Annotated in this window: 20 protein-coding genes; 10 read left to right on the top strand and 10 right to left on the bottom strand. The window is 68.8% G+C overall.

Features of this window, described 5'->3' with window-relative positions; translation table 11 throughout:
* The 6 genes from DID98_RS09205 to DID98_RS09180 form a co-directional block, all read right to left on the bottom strand.
* Entirely contained in the window at nucleotides 1-384 is a 384-nt protein-coding gene (locus DID98_RS09205) for a CpaD family pilus assembly lipoprotein (protein ID WP_044843870.1), read from the bottom strand.
* Nucleotides 385-398: 14 nt separating this feature from the next.
* The gene (locus DID98_RS09200; RefSeq protein ID WP_124524161.1) at nucleotides 399-1,778 is read right to left on the bottom strand and encodes a type II and III secretion system protein family protein; all 1,380 of its coding nucleotides are present in this window, start codon (nucleotides 1,776-1,778) and stop codon (nucleotides 399-401) included.
* 53 nt (nucleotides 1,779-1,831) lie between these two features.
* Nucleotides 1,832-2,863 carry a Flp pilus assembly protein CpaB gene (gene cpaB, locus DID98_RS09195; RefSeq protein ID WP_124524160.1) on the bottom strand — a complete coding sequence of 344 codons (1,032 nt, stop codon included), beginning with the start codon at nucleotides 2,861-2,863 and terminating at the stop codon, nucleotides 1,832-1,834.
* Between the two features lie 19 nt (nucleotides 2,864-2,882).
* A complete protein-coding gene (locus tag DID98_RS09190; protein WP_124524159.1) occupies nucleotides 2,883-3,362 on the bottom strand; it encodes a prepilin peptidase in 480 nt (159 codons plus the stop codon).
* A gap of 88 nt (nucleotides 3,363-3,450) precedes the next feature.
* Nucleotides 3,451-3,633 carry a Flp family type IVb pilin gene (locus DID98_RS09185; protein ID WP_044843866.1) on the bottom strand — a complete coding sequence of 61 codons (183 nt, stop codon included), beginning with the start codon at nucleotides 3,631-3,633 and terminating at the stop codon, nucleotides 3,451-3,453.
* A 314-nt stretch (nucleotides 3,634-3,947) separates the two neighbouring features.
* Complete coding sequence (locus DID98_RS09180; RefSeq protein ID WP_124524158.1) at nucleotides 3,948-4,202, bottom strand: hypothetical protein; 255 nt, start codon at nucleotides 4,200-4,202, stop codon at nucleotides 3,948-3,950.
* A gap of 215 nt (nucleotides 4,203-4,417) precedes the next feature.
* On the opposite strand from DID98_RS09180, the gene DID98_RS09175 reads away from it, so the two are divergent.
* From DID98_RS09175 to DID98_RS09150, 6 genes are all read left to right on the top strand, one after another.
* Nucleotides 4,418-5,500 carry an ABC transporter substrate-binding protein gene (locus DID98_RS09175; protein WP_124488394.1) on the top strand — a complete coding sequence of 361 codons (1,083 nt, stop codon included), beginning with the start codon at nucleotides 4,418-4,420 and terminating at the stop codon, nucleotides 5,498-5,500.
* Nucleotides 5,501-5,515: 15 nt separating this feature from the next.
* Nucleotides 5,516-6,355: an ABC transporter permease gene (locus tag DID98_RS09170; protein WP_124524157.1), complete on the top strand. Its 840-nt coding sequence runs from the start codon at nucleotides 5,516-5,518 to the stop codon at nucleotides 6,353-6,355.
* Between the two features lie 24 nt (nucleotides 6,356-6,379).
* Nucleotides 6,380-7,204, top strand: coding sequence for an ABC transporter permease (locus tag DID98_RS09165; RefSeq protein ID WP_124524156.1), 825 nt, complete (start codon nucleotides 6,380-6,382; stop codon nucleotides 7,202-7,204).
* A 35-nt stretch (nucleotides 7,205-7,239) separates the two neighbouring features.
* Nucleotides 7,240-8,091: an ABC transporter ATP-binding protein gene (locus tag DID98_RS09160; protein ID WP_124524155.1), complete on the top strand. Its 852-nt coding sequence runs from the start codon at nucleotides 7,240-7,242 to the stop codon at nucleotides 8,089-8,091.
* Between the two features lie 162 nt (nucleotides 8,092-8,253).
* Nucleotides 8,254-9,210, top strand: coding sequence for a TauD/TfdA family dioxygenase (locus tag DID98_RS09155; protein ID WP_044843861.1), 957 nt, complete (start codon nucleotides 8,254-8,256; stop codon nucleotides 9,208-9,210).
* Nucleotides 9,211-9,379: 169 nt separating this feature from the next.
* On the top strand, nucleotides 9,380-10,327 hold the full coding sequence (locus DID98_RS09150; RefSeq protein WP_124521168.1) for a TauD/TfdA family dioxygenase: 948 nt from the start codon (nucleotides 9,380-9,382) through the stop codon (nucleotides 10,325-10,327).
* Between the two features lie 43 nt (nucleotides 10,328-10,370).
* On the opposite strand, the gene DID98_RS09145 is transcribed toward DID98_RS09150, so the two are convergent.
* Nucleotides 10,371-12,032: an ABC transporter substrate-binding protein gene (locus tag DID98_RS09145; protein WP_124521170.1), complete on the bottom strand. Its 1,662-nt coding sequence runs from the start codon at nucleotides 12,030-12,032 to the stop codon at nucleotides 10,371-10,373.
* A gap of 360 nt (nucleotides 12,033-12,392) precedes the next feature.
* Between DID98_RS09145 and DID98_RS09140 the strand changes: the two genes are divergently transcribed.
* Nucleotides 12,393-12,800, top strand: a complete 408-nt coding sequence (locus DID98_RS09140; protein ID WP_124488388.1) for a DUF427 domain-containing protein — start codon at nucleotides 12,393-12,395, stop codon at nucleotides 12,798-12,800.
* Nucleotides 12,801-13,007: 207 nt separating this feature from the next.
* A complete protein-coding gene (locus DID98_RS09135; protein WP_124488387.1) occupies nucleotides 13,008-14,000 on the top strand; it encodes a sulfonate ABC transporter substrate-binding protein in 993 nt (330 codons plus the stop codon).
* 20 nt (nucleotides 14,001-14,020) lie between these two features.
* On the opposite strand, the gene DID98_RS09130 is transcribed toward DID98_RS09135, so the two are convergent.
* Nucleotides 14,021-14,605, bottom strand: coding sequence for a putative glycolipid-binding domain-containing protein (locus tag DID98_RS09130; RefSeq protein ID WP_124521172.1), 585 nt, complete (start codon nucleotides 14,603-14,605; stop codon nucleotides 14,021-14,023).
* A 184-nt stretch (nucleotides 14,606-14,789) separates the two neighbouring features.
* Between DID98_RS09130 and DID98_RS09125 the strand changes: the two genes are divergently transcribed.
* Nucleotides 14,790-15,698 carry a LysR family transcriptional regulator gene (locus tag DID98_RS09125; RefSeq protein WP_124524154.1) on the top strand — a complete coding sequence of 303 codons (909 nt, stop codon included), beginning with the start codon at nucleotides 14,790-14,792 and terminating at the stop codon, nucleotides 15,696-15,698.
* Between the two features lie 181 nt (nucleotides 15,699-15,879).
* On the opposite strand, the gene DID98_RS09120 is transcribed toward DID98_RS09125, so the two are convergent.
* Both DID98_RS09120 and DID98_RS09115 read right to left on the bottom strand, forming a co-directional pair.
* Complete coding sequence (locus DID98_RS09120; protein ID WP_124521176.1) at nucleotides 15,880-17,037, bottom strand: iron-containing alcohol dehydrogenase; 1,158 nt, start codon at nucleotides 17,035-17,037, stop codon at nucleotides 15,880-15,882.
* Nucleotides 17,034-17,369 carry a putative quinol monooxygenase gene (locus tag DID98_RS09115; RefSeq protein ID WP_124488383.1) on the bottom strand — a complete coding sequence of 112 codons (336 nt, stop codon included), beginning with the start codon at nucleotides 17,367-17,369 and terminating at the stop codon, nucleotides 17,034-17,036. The genes DID98_RS09120 and DID98_RS09115 overlap by 4 nt, the downstream gene beginning before the upstream one ends.
* A gap of 533 nt (nucleotides 17,370-17,902) precedes the next feature.
* Here DID98_RS09115 and DID98_RS09100 point away from each other — a divergent pair.
* The gene (locus DID98_RS09100) at nucleotides 17,903-19,291 is read left to right on the top strand and encodes a nucleobase:cation symporter-2 family protein (RefSeq protein WP_124521178.1); all 1,389 of its coding nucleotides are present in this window, start codon (nucleotides 17,903-17,905) and stop codon (nucleotides 19,289-19,291) included.
* Nucleotides 19,292-19,329: the final 38 nt, after the last annotated feature.

The following is a 19,329-nucleotide window of genomic DNA, read 5'->3' as shown; positions in this document are numbered from 1 at the left end:
TCAGTGGCCGGGCGAGCCGGTCGTCGTCAGCGTCTTGTCCGGAGCCGGCTGCTTCACGCGATCCTCGACGTAGCGGCGCACCGCGTCGGCGGCGACTTGCGCATCGGCGCCGCCGTACGGCACGGGCGCGACCAGGTCTTCCGGCCGCGCGAGCATCGTCGCGAGATTCGTGTAGGTCGCGCAGCCGAACGGCACGCCGGGCCGCCCGAACCCCGCATCGACGAGATGCGACGGCTGCATCAGCTTCGCGCAGTCGGGCGGCACCGCGTGCACGCCGTCGAAGCCGATCGCGCGTGCATCGGGCAGGTTGAGCGGCGGCGGCGCCGAGAAGCAGCCCGCAAGCACCAGTGGCGGCAAGGCGGCGACGATGGTTCGAACTCGCATGCGCGCTCCTCCGGTCAGTACACGAAGCCCGCGGCGCCGACGAGGCGCGGCGTATCGCCCGTCAGCAGGTCGAGCCCGAGATTGCGCTGGATCGCGAACTCGAGATCGCTGCTCGGCCGCGCGACGGTGTCGAGCGCCTGCTCGAGCTGGCCGGGGCCGGTCGGCTGCACGATGTACGGCGTCACGATCACGACGACCTCGGTCTTGTTGTCCTGGAAGTTCTTCGACGAAAACAGCCGGCCGATGATCGGCAGCCGGCCGAGCCCCGGCACCTGCGCCACGGTATCCGCCGTCTGGCTCTGCAGCAACCCGCCGATCGCGAAGCTCTGCCCGCTCGACAGCTCGACCGTCGTCTCGACGCGCCGCACCGAGAGTCCCGGCACCCTGACGCTGCCGGTCGTCACGCTGTTGTTCGAATCGACCTCGCTCACCTCCGGGCGCACCTTCAGGCTGATCCGGTTGTCGGCGAGCACGGTCGGCGTGAAGTCGAGCGACACGCCGAACGGCTTGAACTCGACCGTGATCGCGCCGGTGTTGCCGGCCTGCGCGACCGGAATCGGAATTTCGCCGCCCGCGAGAAAGCTCGCGGTCTGCCCGGACATCGCGGTGAGGTTCGGCTCCGCGAGCATCGTGATCAGGCCTTCCTGATCGAGCGCGTCGAGCACGACGTCGATCGACCAGCGCCCCGCGCGGAAGCCGCCGAGCACCGAATACGCACCGGTCGGCGACAGGTTGAACACCTTGGTCGTCGGATCGAACAGCGTGCGGCCGCTGAGCAATCCGCCGAAGAAGTTGCCGGCCGAGCCGAGCGAGCTCCAGTTGATGCCGAGCTGCTGCGTGACGTTGCGGCTCACCTCGGTCACGCGCACGCGCAGGTTCACCTGGATCGGGCGCGACAGCGTGAGCCGGTTGACGATCTTTTCCTTGTCGTTGACGTAAGGCGCGAGCGACTGCATCACGGCGTCCGCGTCGGCCGCGCTCGGCACCTTGCCCGACACCATCAGCGAGCCCGGCGCGCCGGACACCGACAGCTTCAATTGCGGAAAGCGGCTGTCGAGCACCGCCTGCAGCGACGCGGTGTCGACCTGCACGATCACCGTGCGGCGCAGGATCGGCCGATGGTTCGCGCCGAGCGCGATCAGCGTGGTGGTGCCGGCCTTCTTGCCGAACACGAACACGGTGCGCGGCGACGGCACCTGGATGTCCGCGATGCTCGGGTCCGCGACGAACATCGCGGTCGCGGGTTCGGCCAGCGACAGCATCTCGCCCTTGCCGGTCGCGATCGACAACGCCGCGCCGGCGTCCGTCGCGCTCGCGCGCTGCGCGAGTGCGACGCCCGGCGCGACGATGCAGGCCAGGCACCAGAAAGCCATCCAACGAACCATGCGCACCATGCGTGTTCCCGTCAAATGCCGGCCGCCGGGCGGCCGGCCCGAATCGTCACTGCTCACTGCGGCGCCGCGATCCGTGGCACCTGCGCCGTCGCATCCGCGGCGACATTGCCGCCCGGGGGTGCCGCGGGCGCCGCCGGCGCAACCAGCGTGCCCATCCAACCGGACGGCAGCGGCGGCAAGCCCGGCGTGCCGGTGCCGGTGCCGCGCGACCCGTCGTCGACCGACGAGCCGCGATAGATCACGACCGTATTGCCCTGCGGCGCCGGCCGCGTGTCGGCGTCCGTTCTCGCGGGCTGCGCCGGCTGCGCACGGCGCGCCGCGCGCGACACGTCGCCGGCCCACACCGGCGGCGTATCGGGCTCCGCTTCGTCGCCGCCCGCCGCCTGCCGGCGATCGCTCGTCGCGAAGCTGCGCAGCGACAGCGACAGCGAGCCGAGGCGCGTCGCGACCAGCACGACCTGCGCGGTGCGCGGCGCGACCTCGAGCGTGACCGTGCGCGCGCGGGCCGGCACGTCCGGCGCACTCGCAGGCGTCTTCGCACGCTGGAATTCCGAGCCGACCGCGAGCACGCGCGCGCGCCGCACGACCGTCTCCGCTTCGAACGTGCCGGGCGACGTCGCGGAACCGCCGATCTCCTGCGTGAGCACCACGTCGACGAAGTCGCCCGGCTGGATCAGCCCCGCGTTGCCCGACACGTCGTCGACCGGCACCGAGATCGCGCGCATGCCGGGCTGCAGCGCGGCCGCGAGAAAATCCGGCGCGGCGCCCGGAATCACGTTGTCCGCACGGATCGGCGCGCCGGCGTCGACGCGATTGCGCAGCAGCGCGCCTTTCAGGTCCGCGCCCGGTTGCGACTCGACGAACGCACCGGCCGGCACCTGCGTGCGCGGCATGCGCTTCCACGCGAGATCGTTGTCGCGCAGCAGCAGCCCTTCGGGCAGGTCCGCCGCCGCGACGCGCACGCGCACCTCGGCCGCTTCGCCGGGCACCGGCGGCGTCGACGCGGCGACATACAGTTGGCGCAGGATGAACGCGCCGATCGCGGCAGCGATGATCAGCACGGTCATTCTCAGGGGTTTGGGCATGGCGGCGTGCGTCCCCGGTCTAGGCAAGCGAAACCGCGTGAGGGAACGGCGCCCAGACGGCCAGCGCCCCGCCGAGCGCGAGCGCGATCCCGTACGGCACGCCGCGCGTCGCGATCGTACGCGCCGGCGCGGCGCGACGCTGCCATGCGACGGCCGCGAGCGCGGCGACGCCGCACGCGGCGCCGCTCGCACCGACGATCGTCAACACCGGGAACGCGAGCGCCGGGCCGGCCCACAGGAATACCGCCGCCGCGAGCTTCACGTCGCCGCCGGCGATCCAGCCCGCGTGACGCAGGCCGGCGAACAGCAGCAGCATCGCCACGGCGGTCGCCACGTGACCGGCGAGGTGCGCGAGCCCTTCGCGCGCGAGTGCCGCCGCAACGAAATACAGCATCGCGAACGCCAGCACCGCGCGATTGGAGAGGTGCCGCGCGCGCGCATCCTGCGTCGCGAGCGACACCAGCACGAGCGTCGCCGCCGACTGTACGAGAAAGAGCATCGGAGAGCCGTCCGTCGGCGCGCCCCGGCTGGATACGTCGTACCGCTGCGGATCCGTGTGTTCGTCGGCGGCGCGCGGGTTCAGGAGATCAGATCAGCGCAGTGACCTTGTTGATCAGCGCGGTGAACACGGCCGGCAAGCCGCCGGATGTACTGCTGAGGATCACCCCGACCGCCGCCAGTGCGACCACGACGATGCCGGCCAGAACCGCGTACTCGAGCGAGCTGACGCCGCGTTCATCGCGCAGCAAGGTCTTGACGTATTGCAGCATGACAACCTCCGTGTGACGGGGTCGGTGATCGACCGTTGAGTGAAAAGAAGCGGCGCTGCTTCGGTGGCACGCACGGCATTTTCGCCCATTCACGACTCATGCGGCAGCCCTGTCGTCGGGCCATGCGCATCCCCCGGAATCCATTCGATCGCTGCAACGCGCGGTGGTCGGCAATGGAATCCGCCGCGACATGCGCGCTGGTTGTATAGCTGCATTGGCACAATGCAATTCACACCGATTCGTCTAGGGTATAGACAATTTTTTTGGCGATTTCAAACTATTTAGCGTCAGAGTGTATTTATGGGCGGTGCACTTCAGCGATGAAATTCGCGCATGCCATTTGCCGCTTTTCGGCATGATGCAACAAGCCCGGCGCGGCGTGCAGTAAGAATGTTAATACCGGGATGCATCGTTGCCGACGCCGTTGTAATTCGATGATTTTTATTCAGTTTTCCGATATGCCGCGTGATTTTCCTGTTCGAACCTGAAACGGACTCGCGCGTGCGTTTCCCGGCATCTTTTTCGTGCGCGCCGACATGATCCGGAAAATTTTGCGCACCCGATCGCATCGCCCGATCCGGATTAGCGCCGCTGTCACCGACGCTCGATCCGCACGCCGCGCTCGCCCGTCTCGCCATTTCCAATCGGCGACACGCGTGATTTGCCAACCCGAAACGCGGCGATAAGCATAGTTCAAATCGTTGCTTGTCCCGCGCCCGAGGCGTCCTCCAGAATGGTTCGACACCCTCCGGCCCGATTTCGACTCCTCACCATCCGACGCACCATGATCGACCGATTCCCGTCTCCACTGCGCCTGCTGCGATCGCTGCTGATCGCGTCCCTCGTTGCGTTGCCCGCTGCCGCCGCGCACGCCGACAAGCCCGCCACGATCCGCATCGGCGTCGCCCAGCAGGGCACCGGCGATCCGCCGACCTTCGGCGGGTCGAGCGCGGCCACCGCGCAGTTGCAGCAACTCGTCGAAAAGGAATTCGCGGCCGACGGCATCAAGGTGCAGTGGCTGTTCTTCAAGGGCGCGGGCCCGGCCGTCAACGAGGCGATCGCCAACAAGGCGCTCGACTTCGCCTACCAGGGCGACCTGCCGGCCGTGCTCGCGCGCTCGAACGGCATCAGGACGCGCCTGCTGCTCGCCGCGAGCGTGCGCTCGGGCGTCAAGATCGCGGTGCCGCCCGACTCCGGTATCCGCTCGATCACCGACCTGAAGGACCGCCGCGTGTCGATCTTCCGCGGCACGAACCTGCAGCTCGTCGCCGACAACGCGCTCGCGAAGAACGGCCTCGGCGAACGCGACCTGCGCGTGATCAACCTCGACTCCGCGAGTTCGCTCGCCGCGCTCGCGTCGAAGGGCATCGACGCGTCGGTGGGCGACTATCAGTTGTACAAACTGCGCGACGCGGGCCTCGCGAAAATCATCTACGAATCGCAGAACGACGGCCCGCAATACACGCGGCAGACCCACCTGCTCGTGCTTGACGACTTCGAGCACGCGCATCCGGACATCGTGCAACGCGTCGTCAACGCGCTGGTCAAGGGTGCGCAATGGTCGTCCGACGAAGCGAACCGCGATGCGCTGTTCAGGCTGTGGGAAAAAAGCGGCGTGCCGTATGCGTCGTGGCAGGCCGACTACGCGAACCAGCGCCTGAAGGACCGCCTGTCGCCGCTGATCGATCCGTTCCTCGTCGCGCGCTACAAGGCCGTCGCCCAGGACGCGCTGAAGCTGAAACTGATCCGCCAGCCGGTCGACGTCGACGGCTGGTTCGAGCCGAAGTACCTCGACAACGCGTTGCGCGCGCAGCACCTCGAGCACTACTGGCCGCGCTACGACGCGGCCGGCAAGCCCCTCTCCTGACCCGGACCCGCCCCGATGAGCGACACCGCGATCCCGATTCCGTCGTCCGACCCGCACGCGCGCGCCGCGCCGTCCCGCGCGGCGACCGCGAAGCGCGTGGCGTGGCTGCTCGCGCCGTGGGCGCTGCCCGCGCTGCTGTTCGTGTTGTGGACCGTCGGCAGCGCGCGCGGCTGGATCGCACCGCAGATCCTGCCGCCGCCCGCACACGTCGCCGACTCGCTCGCCGAGCTCGCGGCCAGCGGCGATCTCGCGCGCCACACGCTGATCAGCCTGCAGCGCGTGCTGGTCGGCTTCGCGGCCGGCACGCTGCTCGGTTTCGCGACCGGCGCGGCGCTCGGCCTGTCGCGCACGCTCGAAGCCTACGTGCTGCCCGGCTTCAATGCGCTCGTGCAGATTCCCGTGCTCGGCTGGCTGCCGTTCCTGCTGCTGCTCGTCGGCGTCGGCGAGCCGCTGAAGTACCTGCTGATCGCGCATGCGGCGCTCGTCCCCGTGACGATGAGCACGCTGCAGGGGTTCCGCCAGGCGCCGCCCGCGCTCGATGAAGCCGCGCGCGTGTTCGGCTATACGCGCCGCCAGCGCATCGTCCACGTCGTGCTGCCGGCCGCGATTCCGACGCTCGCGACCGGCGTGCGGCTCGCATTCACGAAATCGTGGCTCGCGCTCGTCGTCGTCGAACTCGTCGCGTCGTCGGAAGGGCTCGGCTACCTGATCGTGTACGGGCGCCAGCTGTTCCAGCTCGATCTCGTGATGGCGGCGGTGATCGTGGTCGGCGCGGTCGGCCTCGCGATCAACCGGCTGCTCGACGCGCTCGAAGCACGGCTGCGCCGCGGCGTGCCGTCCGCATTCCGCGGTTGAACCCGATTCAAGGATTCTCCTCCCATGCCGCTTGACGCCACGTCCGCATCGGACGCCCCACCGCCCGCCGTCAGGATCGCCCGTCGCTTTCCCGTGCCCGATTGGCGCGGTTTCGTCCTGCCGCTCGCCACGCTCGCGCTCTGGTGGGCCGTGTCGTCCGCGCACCTCGTCAAAAGCGGGCTGCTGGTCGGCCCGGCCGACGTGCTGCACACAGCGTGGACCCAGACGACCAGCGGCGCGCTGGCACGTGCATTGTCGGCATCGCTCGCGCGCGAAGCGTGCGGCTTCGCGATCGGCGCGACCGGCGGCCTGCTGCTCGGCACCGTGCTCGGACTGTCGCGCGTCGCCGCGCGCATGGTCGGCCCGAGCTTCGACACGTTCAAGCAGATCTCGCTGTTTGCGTGGATTCCGCTGATCTCCGTCTGGTTCGGCCTCGGCGACGTCGCCAAGGTCGTGTTCCTGTCGCTCGCCGCGCTGCTGCCGGTCGCCGCGCATACGTGCGACGGCATTCATGCGGTACCGCGCACCTACGTCGACGTGGCCCGCGCGCTGCGTTATTCGCGGCTTCAGCTCGTGCGCCACGTGATCCTGCCCGCCGCGCTGCCGTCGATCTTCACCGGGCTGTATCTCGGCCTCATCTACTCGTGGCTCGCGACGCTCGGCGCCGAGTACCTGCTCGTCGCGGGCGCCGGGATCGGCAACACGCTGATCGACGGCAGCGAGCAGTTCCGGATGGATCTCGTGCTGTTCGGGATCATCGTCGTCGGCGTGACCGGCTGGGCGCTGAACGCGGTTGCGCGTGCGATCGAGCGCAAGGTGCTGGCACGGCGCGGCGAGCTGCGCCGCTGATCGCCCTCTTCCTTCCCGTTGCTTCCCTTTCCGCCATGACGACTCTCGCTTCCGATTCGCTCGATATCCTCCACGTGAGCAAACGCTATGCGCAACGCGGCGCATCGCTCGCCGTGCTCGACGACGTGTCGCTGCACGTGCGTGCCGGCGAGTTCGTCACGATCGTCGGCGCGAGCGGCTGCGGCAAGTCGACTTTGCTGCGCCTGATCGCCGGGCTCGATACCGACTACGCGGGCGAAATCCGCGCCGGCGAAGAAACGGTGCGCGACACTTCGCTGCAGCGCGGGATCGTGTTCCAGGATCACCGGCTGTTCCCGTGGCTGACGGTTGCGCAGAACATCGAGGCCGCACTGCGCAATGCGCCGCTCGACGCACCGGCCAAACGGCGCGCGGTAGCCGAGCACATCGCGCTCGTCGGGCTGAACGGCTTCGAGCATGCGTACCCGAACCAGCTGTCGGGCGGCATGGCGCAACGCGTCGCGATCGCGCGCGGCCTCGTGAATCGCCCGCGCGTGCTGCTGCTCGACGAACCGTTCGGCGCACTCGATGCACAGACGCGCGCGCGGATGCAGAACGAACTGCTGCGCATCTGGGAACAGGAACGCATCACGATGGTGCTGGTCACGCACGACGTCGACGAAGCCGTGTATCTCGGCGATCGCGTCGTCACGATGGCGCCGCGTCCGGGGCGCATCGAGCGCATCCTCGACGTCGCGTTGCCGCGGCCGCGCCGGCGCGACTCGCCGGAATTCGCGCGGCTGCGCGACGCGGTGCTCGCCGATTTCGACGATCTCGAACCGCCCGGCAACGGCGGCAGCGTCAGCCGGGCAAACCGTGACGAGGCGCCCGATGCGCACCGGATCGGCGCATGGCGGCTCGCGTGGTGATGCGCTCACGCGGCGGGCCCGATGCCGTGCCCGAAACGCTCAGCATGCCGACACATATCGATCATCACGGCGCGCACTAAGGTTGTGACGATTCATCGGTTCCGGTTCCGCGCGGTCCCTGCTTGAATGGAGACTCGATCGACCCGACCCAGGAGACTCCCGATGTCCGAAGTCCAGCACGCCGCTCACCCGTCATCGCATGCTTCGCACGCCGCCGCGCCGCGCACGGCCGCCGTCCCGCTTCAGCTTCGCCAGGTCGCCGGCCGGATCGGCGCCGAAATCGCCGGTGTCCGGCTGTCGGGCACGCTCGACGACGCGACGTTCGACGCGATCCAGGCCGCGCTGCTGCGCCACAAGGTGCTGTTCTTCCGCAACCAGGGCCATCTCGACGACACCGCGCAGGAAGCCTTCGCGCGCCGCTTCGGCGAGACGGTCGCCCACCCGACCGTGCCCTCCGTCGACGGCAGCGCGCACCTGCTCGAACTCGATTCCGCGCACGGCGCGCGCGCCAATTCGTGGCACACCGACGTGACGTTCGTCGACGCGTACCCGAAGGTGTCGATCCTGCGCGCGGTCGTGATTCCGCCATTCGGCGGCGACACCGTGTGGGCCAACACGGCGGCCGCATACACGCATCTTCCCGAGTCGCTGCGCGCGCTCGCCGACACGCTGTGGGCAGTGCACACGAACGCGTACGACTACGCGTCGACGCACGTGCATGCCGACGACACGCAACTGAAGCGCTACCGCGAAGTATTCACGTCGACCGTCTACGAAACCGAACATCCGGTCGTGCGCGTGCATCCGGAGACCGGCGAGCGCACGCTCGTGCTCGGACACTTCGTGCAGAAGATCAAGGGGCTGTCGTCGCAGGATTCCGCCCATCTGCTGCAGGTGCTGCACGAACACGTGACACGCCTCGAGAACACCGTGCGCTGGAACTGGCAGCAAGGCGACGTCGCGATCTGGGACAACCGCGCGACGCAGCACTACGCGATCAACGACTACGGCGATGCACGCCGCGTCGTGCGTCGCGCGACCGTTCACGGCGACGTGCCGGTCGGCATCGACGGCCGCCGCAGCGTCGTGCTGAAGGGGCCCGGCGCGACGCTGCAATGACGTTCCCCGCACGGTGGCGGCTTCGGTCGCCACCGTGCCGGCGCCACCCTGCATTCCCGCCTTCCCGACCGGAGGATCCGACCATGACCTTCCCGCCACCGGGCCGACGCTTGCATGCGCAACGATGTCGCCGTCCGTCCGCCCCGTTCACTTCCGCCAGGAGCGTCGCATGAGCGCCCTACCCGTACCCGCCGCCGAGCCGGTCGACGTGATCCCGCTGTCCGCCCACATCGGCGCGGAGATCCGCGGCATCGACCTCACCCAGCCGCTGACCACGCCGCAGATCGCCGCGATTCGCGCCGCACTGCTGAAATGGCGCGTGATCTTCTTCCGCGAGCAGTTCCTCACGCACGAGCAGCATGTCGCGTTCTCCGCGCAGTTCGGCGAGCCGACCGTCGGCCATCCGGTGTTCGGCCACGTCGACGGTCATCCGGCCGTCTATTCGATCGCGAAGCATCGCAAGGCGACGCGCTTCGAAGGCGAGCCGGTACGCCGGCCGTGGACGGGCTGGCACACCGACGTGACGGCCGCCGTCAATCCGCCGTGGGCGTCGATCCTGCGCGGCGTGACGATTCCGCCGTACGGCGGTGACACGCACTGGACCAACCTCGTGCGCGCCTATGAAACGCTGTCCGCACCGCTGCGCGGCTTCGTCGACGGCTTGCGCGGCATCCATCGCTTCACGCCGCCGCCCGGTGCGCGCGCGACCGGCGCATTCGACGAAGCCGTCGAGCGCCGCCCGCTCGTGACCGAGCATCCGCTGGTGCGCGTGCATCCGGAGACCGGCGAACGCGCGCTGTACGTGAGCCCGAGTTTCCTGAAGTCGATCGTCGGGCTCACGCCGCGCGAGAGCCAGGCCCTGCTCGAACTGCTGTGGGAACACGTGACGCGGCCGGAATTCACGATCCGCTTCAAGTGGGAGCCGCGCAGCATCGCGTTCTGGGACAACCGCGCGACCGCGCATCTCGCGCCGGTCGACATCTTCGATCTCGACTTCGATCGCCAGCTCTACCGCACGACGCTCATCGGCGACGTGCCGGTCGGCCCCGACGGCCGGGCGTCCGTCGCGCTCGAGGGCTCGCCGGTCGAGGCAGCGGCCGCGGTCGCGCTGAACTGACCGCCGTGTCGACAGCCGGCGCATCCGCGCCGGCTTCCCCGCCTCAATCCAGCCACACGCCGTCGAACCGGTGCCCGCCGAGCGGCGAGAACGTCAGCCCGTGCACGCGCTTCGAGATCGGCAGCGACACGATCGACGTCGCGATCGGCGTGAACGGCACCTGATCCTTGAAGACGACCTGTGCCTGCTCGTAGAGCGACGTGCGTTTCGCGACGTCCGAGTTCGTGCGCGCCGCGCTGACGAGCCGCTCGAAATCCGCGTTGCACCACTTCGCGAGATTGCTGCCGTGCACCGCCTCGCAGCCGAGCAGCGTGCCGAGCCAGTTGTCGGGGTCGCCGTTGTCGCCCGACCAGCCGTACAGGATCGCGTCGTGCTGCCCGTCGCGTTTCGCGCGGCGATTGTATTCGCCCCACTCGTAGCTGACGATCTTCGCGCGCACGCCGATCTTCGCCCAGTCCTGCTGGATCAGTTGCGCCATCAGCTGCGCGTTCGGGTTGTACGGGCGCTGCACCGGCATCGCCCACAGCGTCAGGTCGAAGCCGTTCGGGAATCCCGCCTGCGCGAGCAGCGCCTTCGCGGCGGCAGGATCGCGCGGCGCATCCTTCAGGCGCGGGTTGTACGACCATTGCGCGGGCGGCATCGGGTTCGTCGCGATCGTCGCATCGCCGTTGAACACGGTCTTGATGATCGCCGTCTTGTCGATCGCGATGTCGAGCGCGCGCCGCACGTCGACGCGATCGAGCGGCGGATGCTGCGTGTTGTACGCGACGAAGCCGACGTTGAAGCCCGTCCCCGAAAACAGCGTCAGCTTCGGATCCCGCCGCACCGTTTCGAGATCGGCCGGCCGCGGGAACACCGACACCTGGCACTCGCCGGCCGTGAGCTTCTGCAGGCGCGCGGCCGGATCGGGCGTGATCGCGAACACGAGATGCGCGAGCTTCACGTCGTCCGGCTTCCAGTAGTCGGGATTCGCGTCGTAGCGGATCACGGCGTCCTTCTGGTACGCGCGCAGCTGGAACGGCCCCGTGCCGACCGGGAGCTGGTTGATGTCGGCTTCGCGATGGCGCGCCGTCAACTGCGACGCATATTCGGCCGACAGGATCGACGCGAACGCCATCGCGAGATTGCGCACGAACACGACGTCGGGCTGCTTCAGCACGAAGCGCACCGTATCGTCGTCGAGCTTTTCGATGCGCTCGATGTTGCGGTCGAACCCGAGATCGCTGAAGTACGGGAAACTGACCGGGTAGGCCTTGCGGAACGGATCGTCGGGATCGAGCATCCGGCGGAACGTGAACACGACGTCGTCCGCCTGGAACGGACGCGTCGGCGTGAACCACGCGGTCGTCTGGAACTTCACGCCGCGCCGCAGGTGGAACGTGTAGACGCGCTGGTCGGGCGACACGTCCCAGCTCGTTGCGAGCGACGGCACGAGATCGAGCGTGCCGCGCTTGAACTGCACGAGCCCGTTGTAGACCGTGTACGTGCTCGCGTCGAAATCGGTGCTGGTCGTGTGCTGGCCCGGATCGAAGCCGGCCGGGCTGCCTTCGGTGCAGTACACGAGCGTCTTGCCGGCCGGCGCCGCGAACGCGTGCGTGACCGTGCCGGCGAGCAGCAGCGATGCGGCCACGCCGCGCAGCACTGCAACGGCAACGGAGGTGTGCCGCGCACGATGCGCGGCCGATGAAACGAATGGAATCTTCATGGTGGCGGTCAGGGAAGGACTGTCATGCGAATGACGACCGCCGATCTTCGCGCGCCGCCCGCCGATCGCTTACCAATTAATTCCGCGTTGCTTATCGCCGCGGATGCATCCCGCTGCCACCGCATGGAAACGTCCGCGCGAGCACCGTGGACATGCGTGCGAATGCCGCTGCAGCGGCCCGCCCCGCGTCGCGCATCGACGCCGTTCGCGGTCCATCCTTCCGGCCCCCTGCAGGTTCTCCGGAATGGGCGCATCGTATCGGTTGGTCAACGCCGGCAGCGGTGCGCGGGGATACGCCCGGCGCACGCGTTCCGGCGCGGCGTGCCTGCCGGCGCGCCGCCCCTTCCTGGAGGACCCACGATGTCGCTCAACCCCGCTACGCCCTCTCGTCCCGTGAAGTCGCCGGGCCCCGATCATCCGATCACGATCGAACCGCACCCGTCGCGCGTCGTGGTCAAGGTGGCCGGCAAGATCGTCGCCGATACGCGCCGTGCGCTCGCGCTGCGCGAAGCCAGCTATCCGGCCGTGCTGTACGTTCCGCGCGAGGATGCCGACATGGCGCTGCTGCAACGCACCGACCATGCGACGTACTGCCCGTACAAGGGCGATTGCGCGTACTACTCGATTCCCGCCGGCGGCGCACGCTCGACCAACGCGGTGTGGACGTACGAGCATCCGAACCCGGCCGTCGAATCGATCCGCGCGCACCTCGCGTTCTATCCGGATCGCGTCGACGCGATCGAGGAAAGCCCGCTCGGCACCGATTGAGCGCGGCGCCGCGCCGGCGTTCACGTATTGTCCGCCCGCTGATTTGCATATGCGGATTCGTTGGTTGGCCGCCAGCCCGCGCGGCCGTATCGTCGTCCATCCGGCGCGGGCGCGGCCGGCCGCGCGCATCGACCGCATCCGGCTGCGTCCCGTGCCGGTCGCGCCGACAGCCCGCGCGACCCGTGAACCCGCCAGCAGGACGCCTCGATGAACGACCTACCGCACGCAGATCTTGAAACGACCCCGGCAAACCCGCGCCGCCGCCAGTGGCTGCACGGCGCGGCCGCCGGACTGGCCGGGCTCGCGCTCGGCCCGCTCGCGGGCATGCCTGCACTGGCTCAGGGCAGCGACAAGCGGCTGCGCATCGGTTTCCAGAAATACGGCAACTTCGTCATACTCAAGGCGCGCGGCACGCTCGAGAAGCGGCTCGCAAGCCAGGGCGTGGCGGTCCAGTGGCTCGAATTCCCGGCCGGTCCGCAATTGCTCGAGGGGCTGAACGCCGGCGCGATCGACGTCGGCACGGTCGGCGAAACGCCGCCGATCTTCGCGCAGGCCGCGGGCGTCGATTTCGTCTATATCGGCAACGAACCGCCCGCGCCGCACGGCGAGGCGATCGTCGTGCTGCCCGATTCGCCGATCCGCACCGTCGCGCAGCTGCGCGGCAAGAAGGTCGCGTTCAACAAGGGTTCGAACGTCCACTACCTGCTCGTGAAGGCGCTGGAGCATGCGGGCCTCACGTATGCCGACATCCAGCCGATCTACCTGACGCCCGCCGACGCGCGCGCCGCGTTCGTGCAGCGCAACGTCGACGCGTGGGTGATCTGGGATCCGTACCTGGCCGCGGCCGAACGGCAGCTCGGCGCACGCGTGATCGCGGACGGCGACGGGCTCGTGCGCAACACGCAGTACTACCTCGCCGCCCGCAAGTATGCGGCCGCGCAGCCGCAGGTGCTGCGCACGCTGCTCGAGGAAGTCGACGCGGTCGATCGCTGGGGGCGCGACCATGTTCCGGAAGTCGCCGCGCAACTGTCGCCGCTCGTCGGCCTCGATGCGCCGACGCTCGAAGTCGCGCTCAAGCGTGCCGGCTACGGCGTGCAGCCCGTCACCGATGCGACGCTGGCGTACCAGCAGGGCATCGCCGACGCGTTCAGCACGCTGAAGCTGATTCCCGGCAAGGTGACCGTCGCCAACGCGCGCTGACGCACCGCTGCCGCGACGCGTTACGGCGAACGCGTCGCGCCGATCCGCCGCCATTCGTCGTAATCGGTGACGAGACCCGCGTCGTCGACCGCGATATCGGCCGCATACGCGCCGCTCTCGTAGCGGTACACGTGCTCCGCCGTGCGCGCATAGCGCTGCTCGCCGCGCACGATCTCGAACGACGGAAAACGCAGCCACGCGGTACGAATGACGGCCGATGCGCCGACCGCCAGCCCGAGACGCCGGATCGGCAGCGTATTGGTCGACGGACTGAAGCCGAGATCGATGTCGGTCGCGCCCGCGAGGGCCGGCGCTGCGTCACCGTCGATCGTCCAGTGCCCCGCGTCGCATTCGATCGCGAGTTGCCGGGGCGGCGCTGCGCCGAGCCAGTATGTCACGCGCACCGAGCGCGTCAGCCAGTCGGCGCCGCATACGATCGCATAGTCGACGCGAAACGGCGTGCCGTCGAGCGCGCCCGCCACTGCTCCCGACAGGTCGATGCCCGCACGCGTCTCGGCGAGCCGGCACCATTCGGCCGCCTGCCAGGTCTGCGCGATCTGCCATGCGACGCAGCGCGTGCGCGCCGCTTCGTCCCGTTGTGTCATGTCGGCTCCCGTCGATCGCATGAGCCGGATTTTCGCTCACGGCGTCGATGATCTCACGGCCTTTGTCTGGCGCGTGCCTTCGTACCGATACCGAGTATCGGCTCGTCGCGCACCTTCGGTACCGGTCCTGCTTTGGTACCATCACCGCTCGGTATCACCCGAACCGGACAAGGGGCGTGATTTCATGGATTTGCTGGCGACGATGCGCATCTACGTCAGGGTCGTCGAGCGCGGCACGATGTCGGGCGCGGCACGGGATCTGGACATGGGCCAACCGGCCGTCAGCGAGCGCATCGACAAGCTCGAAAAACGTCTCGGCACACGTCTGCTGATGCGCAGTGCGCGTACGCTCACATGCACCGACGAAGGCCGCATTTTCTACGAACGCAGCAAGGCGCTGCTCGAAGCGGCCGAAGCGTCGATCGCAGCGGTTTCGAAAACGGAAAACACGCTCGGCGGCACGATCCGGCTCGCCGCGCCGCAATGCTTCGGCGAGGTCGTGATTCCGCAGGCGCTGATGCATATCCGCACCGCGTATCCGCAACTGCACATCGACCTGGTGCTGAACGACAACATCGTCGATCCGGTCACGGAAGGCGTCGACATCTCGATCCGCCTCGGCCAGCTCGGCGACGGCGGATTCGTCGCGCATCCGCTCGGCCAGGTCGACCGCGTGCTCGTGGCCGCGCCCGCCTATCTCGACCGCCACGGCCCGATCGACACGAAGGCCGATCTGGCGAACCACCCGTTCATCCGCGTCAAGGGCATCTTCGCGAACGAGCAGTTGCCGCTGCGGAGTGAAGACAAGACGCTCGAATACGCGCGGATCCAGACGGTGATGACGACGAGCCACTGGCGCCCGATGTTCGACACGATCCTGGCCGGCGGCGGCATCGGCGTCGTGCAGGCGCCGGCCTGCGCCCATGCGCTCGCGCACGGCAGGCTCGTCGAGATTCTGCCGCAATACACGATCCCCGCATCCGCGCTCAACGCGCTGGTCCAGGCGCAACGGCCGCTGCCGCCGCGCGTGCGGGTCGTCGTCGATCTGCTGAAGAAGGAGATTCCGGCGCTTTTGGACGGAAGCAAACCCTGAGCGCGCATACCCGCCCGAGCGGTACCGTCTGCTTTCCGGACAACTGAAGCCTCGCCTCGAAACCGTCCGTCGATTCGATCCGATTCGATCCGATTCGATTCCATGCGGCCACGCGTTTGCCGGCGCCGTCGCGTCGTTGCCCGTGCAGCCGCCACGCAGTCACGCAGTCACGCGCGCCGCATCACCACGCCTGCCGATAGATCGCCAGCGCGTCGGCTTCCGTCACCTCGCGCGGATTGTTCACGAGCAGGCGCGTCTGCAGCATCGCGTCCGACGCCATCCTCGGCAGGTCGCCCTCGCCGATGCCGACCTCGCGCAGCGTGCGCGGAATGCCCGTCGCGACGATCAGGCGATCGATCTCGTCGATCAGCGCCTGCGTCCTCGCGTCGTCGCTCCCCGCGGCCGACGGCGCGACGATCGCCGCGAGTTCCGCATACAGCGGCGCGGCAGCCTGCGCATTGAAGCGCAGCACGTGCGGCAGCACGAGCGCGTTCGACAGCCCGTGCGGCACGTGGAACATGCCGCCGACCGGATAGGCCAACGCATGCACGGCCGCGACCGGCGCGTTCGCGAATGCCTGGCCGGCGAACATCGCGCCGACCAGCATCGCTTCGCGCGCGCGGCGATCGTTGCCGTCGTCGCAGGCCTTCAGCAGGTTGCGCGACAGCAGCGTCAATGCGTGCACGGCCAGCATGTCGGACACCGGATTCTTCAGCCGCGACGACGTATAGGCCTCGATCGCGTGCACCATCGCGTCGATGCCCGTCGCGGCGGTTGCCGCGCGCGGCAGCCCGAGCGTCAGCTCGGCGTCGAGGATCGCGACGTCCGCGAACAGCTGCGGCGACACGACGCCCATCTTGCGCGCCTCGCCGACCGTGACGATCGACACGGCCGTCACTTCGGAGCCGGTGCCGGCCGTGGTCGGCATCTGCACGAGCGGCAGCCGGGACGTGGCAACCTTGTCGACGCCGTACATGTCGGCCAGCGCCTGCCGCCCCGGCGCGAGCACCGCGATCAGCTTCGCGACGTCCATCGACGAACCGCCGCCGAGGCCGAGCACGATCTCGGCATCGGCCGCCACCGCCCGCGCGGTCGCCTCGAGCACGACGTGCTCGGGCGGATCGGCGATCACGTCGTCGATCACGGTCACCTGCCAGCCGTGCGCGGCGAGGCTCTCCAGCGCGGGCGCGAGCACGCCGCTGCGATGCAGGAACGCGTCGGTGACGACGCACAGCCGCGCGAGCGCCGGAAAGCGTTCGCGCAACAGCGCGCCGAGCCGGCGCGCGGCGCCGAATTCGACGATCTGCGTCGGCACGGTACGGAATTGAAACGGGTTCATCGGGTGCCTCCCGGTGGCGTCGCCGTGCCGGTGTCCGGCTGCACCATGTACTGCGTCACGTCGCGGCGATCGAGCAACGGAATGATCGCGCCGACACCGAGCCGCTGGAAATGCGGCGTTTCCCGATGCACGTCGAGGCCGTCGGCATCGCGGTAACGCTCGAGGATCACGATATGGTCGGGATCGACCGGCGACCGGAAGTACGCATAGTCGAGGTTCTTCGGCTCGGCCCGCGTGGCCGGCGCGAGTTCCGCGAGCAATTCGATCACGCGGTCGCCGTTGCCGGGTTTCGCGAAGAAATGGGCGATGACCTGCAGGTAAGGTTCGTTCATGCTGCGCTCCGTATTCGCCAGCGGCCCGTCATGACGGGCCGTCATTCGACCATGCGCGGTCGCTCGTCGAGGGCGGCAGTCGGCGGCCCGACACGGTGCCGACGCCTCGTCGTCGCATTGTATTGAATCGGTGCCGCTTGCGCCGCGCACGCGTCATGCATGCGACGGCACGCTTCGCGCGAAGGGTTCACGGCAGGGCCGTCGAATGCCCGCGCGTCACACCAGCCGGCCGCCCCCGTCGACATGCAGGATTTCGGCATTCATGAAGCCGTTGCCCAGCAGGAACGCGATCGCTCCGCCGACTTCGTCGGCGCGACCGACGCGTCCGCCAGCTGTCCGCCGGTGAGCACGATCGAGCCGGTCGCGGGCATCAGCGGCAACGCGGCGCGGATCGCATGGACCGGCCCGGCGATACGCTCCTGCAGCGCGGCGAGCAGAATTCCGAATTCCGGCTATTGCATCGCCCCCCGGGCGGCGCCGGTGGGCCCTTCGGCTAAAATGCCGCACTTTCCACCTTGTCCGGCCCGCTCGCCATGCAACCCGCTTCCCCCGCCCGATCCGCCGCCCACGGCGCCGACGATGCAGACCTGTCGCACGACCTCGTCTACGGTCCCGACGACCGGCCCGCGCCGATGGTCGCCTTCGTCGCCGCGCTGCAGCACCTGCTGGCGATCATCGTGCCGATCGTCACGCCCGGCCTGCTGATCTGCCAGGCGCTCGGCGTATCGAGTCGGGATACGACCCTTATCGTGTCGATGTCGCTGGTGATTTCCGGCATCGCGACCTTCGTGCAGTGCAAGCGCTTCGGCCCGCTCGGCGCCGGCCTCCTGATCGTGCAGGGCACCAGCTTCAACTTCGTCGGCCCGCTGATCGCCGGCGGCAGCGTGATGGTCAAGCAAGGCACGCCGGTCGAGACCGTGATGGCCGCGATCTTCGGCGTCGTGATCGCCGGTTCGTTCGTCGAGATGGGCGTGTCGCGCATCCTGCCGTTCGTGAAGCGCCTGATCACGCCGCTCGTCACCGGCATCGTCGTGCTGCTGATCGGCCTCACGCTGATCAAGGTCGGCCTCATCAGCATGGGCGGCGGCTACGGCGCGATGGCCAACGGCACGTTCGCGAGCGCCCAGAACCTGACGCTGTCGTGCCTCGTGCTCGGCACCATCATCCTGCTGAATCGCGTGCCGATCGTGTGGGTGCGCAGCACCGCACTCGTGATCGCGCTCGTGATCGGCTACGCCGCGGCTGCCGTGCTCGGCCGCCTCGATTTCACCGGCGTGCACCAGGCCGCGCTGTTCCAGGTCCCGACGCCGCTGCATTTCGGCATCGGCTTCTCATGGTCGCTGTTCGTGCCGATGCTGATCATCTACCTCGTCACGTCGCTCGAAGCGATCGGCGACGTCACCGCCACCAGCAAGATCTCGAAGGAGCCGGTCGAAGGGCCGGTGTGGATGCGGCGGATCAAGGGCGGCGTGCTCGTGAACGGCGCGAACTCGCTGCTGGCCGGCGTCTTCAACACGTTCCCGAGCTCCGTGTTCGCGCAGAACAACGGCGTGATCCAGATCACCGGCGTCGCGAGCCGCTACGTCGGCATCTGGATCGCGGGCATGCTCGTGGTGCTCGGCCTGTTCCCGGTCGTCGCGGGCGCGCTGCAGGCCGTGCCGGAGCCCGTGCTCGGCGGTGCGGCAATGGTGATGTTCGGCGCGGTGGCCGCATCGGGCATCAACATCCTGTCCGGCGTCCAGCTCGATCGCCGCGCGCTGCTGATCATCGCGGTGTCGCTCGCACTCGGCCTCGGCGTGTCGCAAGTGCCGGACATTCTGAACAGCCTGCCGCATGCACTGAAGAACGTACTGGAGTCGGGTGTCGCGACGGGCGGCATCTGCGCGCTCGTGATGAACTGGTTCTTGCCGGAACAGAAGTAACGCTACGGACTCCATGACGACGCGGTCCGGCCGACGGG

It is taken from the genome of Burkholderia sp. Bp8984 (assembly GCF_003853755.1).
Taxonomy (GTDB): domain Bacteria; phylum Pseudomonadota; class Gammaproteobacteria; order Burkholderiales; family Burkholderiaceae; genus Burkholderia.
This window is presented reverse-complemented; position numbering and strand designations above follow the sequence as displayed.

Bases quoted from the DNA above. Each gene is read 5' to 3' on its own strand.
- DID98_RS09205 (WP_044843870.1), bottom strand. From the start codon at position 384: ATGCGAGTTCGAACCATCGTCGCCGCCTTGCCGCCACTGGTGCTTGCG.
- DID98_RS09200 (WP_124524161.1), bottom strand. From the start codon at position 1,778: ATGGTGCGCATGGTTCGTTGGATGGCTTTCTGGTGCCTGGCCTGCATC.
- cpaB (WP_124524160.1), bottom strand. From the start codon at position 2,863: ATGCCCAAACCCCTGAGAATGACCGTGCTGATCATCGCTGCCGCGATC.
- DID98_RS09190 (WP_124524159.1), bottom strand. From the start codon at position 3,362: ATGCTCTTTCTCGTACAGTCGGCGGCGACGCTCGTGCTGGTGTCGCTC.
- DID98_RS09185 (WP_044843866.1), bottom strand. From the start codon at position 3,633: ATGCTGCAATACGTCAAGACCTTGCTGCGCGATGAACGCGGCGTCAGC.
- DID98_RS09180 (WP_124524158.1), bottom strand. From the start codon at position 4,202: ATGCGATCGGGTGCGCAAAATTTTCCGGATCATGTCGGCGCGCACGAA.
- DID98_RS09175 (WP_124488394.1), top strand. From the start codon at position 4,418: ATGATCGACCGATTCCCGTCTCCACTGCGCCTGCTGCGATCGCTGCTG.
- DID98_RS09170 (WP_124524157.1), top strand. From the start codon at position 5,516: ATGAGCGACACCGCGATCCCGATTCCGTCGTCCGACCCGCACGCGCGC.
- DID98_RS09165 (WP_124524156.1), top strand. From the start codon at position 6,380: ATGCCGCTTGACGCCACGTCCGCATCGGACGCCCCACCGCCCGCCGTC.
- DID98_RS09160 (WP_124524155.1), top strand. From the start codon at position 7,240: ATGACGACTCTCGCTTCCGATTCGCTCGATATCCTCCACGTGAGCAAA.
- DID98_RS09155 (WP_044843861.1), top strand. From the start codon at position 8,254: ATGTCCGAAGTCCAGCACGCCGCTCACCCGTCATCGCATGCTTCGCAC.
- DID98_RS09150 (WP_124521168.1), top strand. From the start codon at position 9,380: ATGAGCGCCCTACCCGTACCCGCCGCCGAGCCGGTCGACGTGATCCCG.
- DID98_RS09145 (WP_124521170.1), bottom strand. From the start codon at position 12,032: ATGAAGATTCCATTCGTTTCATCGGCCGCGCATCGTGCGCGGCACACC.
- DID98_RS09140 (WP_124488388.1), top strand. From the start codon at position 12,393: ATGTCGCTCAACCCCGCTACGCCCTCTCGTCCCGTGAAGTCGCCGGGC.
- DID98_RS09135 (WP_124488387.1), top strand. From the start codon at position 13,008: ATGAACGACCTACCGCACGCAGATCTTGAAACGACCCCGGCAAACCCG.
- DID98_RS09130 (WP_124521172.1), bottom strand. From the start codon at position 14,605: ATGACACAACGGGACGAAGCGGCGCGCACGCGCTGCGTCGCATGGCAG.
- DID98_RS09125 (WP_124524154.1), top strand. From the start codon at position 14,790: ATGGATTTGCTGGCGACGATGCGCATCTACGTCAGGGTCGTCGAGCGC.
- DID98_RS09120 (WP_124521176.1), bottom strand. From the start codon at position 17,037: ATGAACCCGTTTCAATTCCGTACCGTGCCGACGCAGATCGTCGAATTC.
- DID98_RS09115 (WP_124488383.1), bottom strand. From the start codon at position 17,369: ATGAACGAACCTTACCTGCAGGTCATCGCCCATTTCTTCGCGAAACCC.
- DID98_RS09100 (WP_124521178.1), top strand. From the start codon at position 17,903: ATGCAACCCGCTTCCCCCGCCCGATCCGCCGCCCACGGCGCCGACGAT.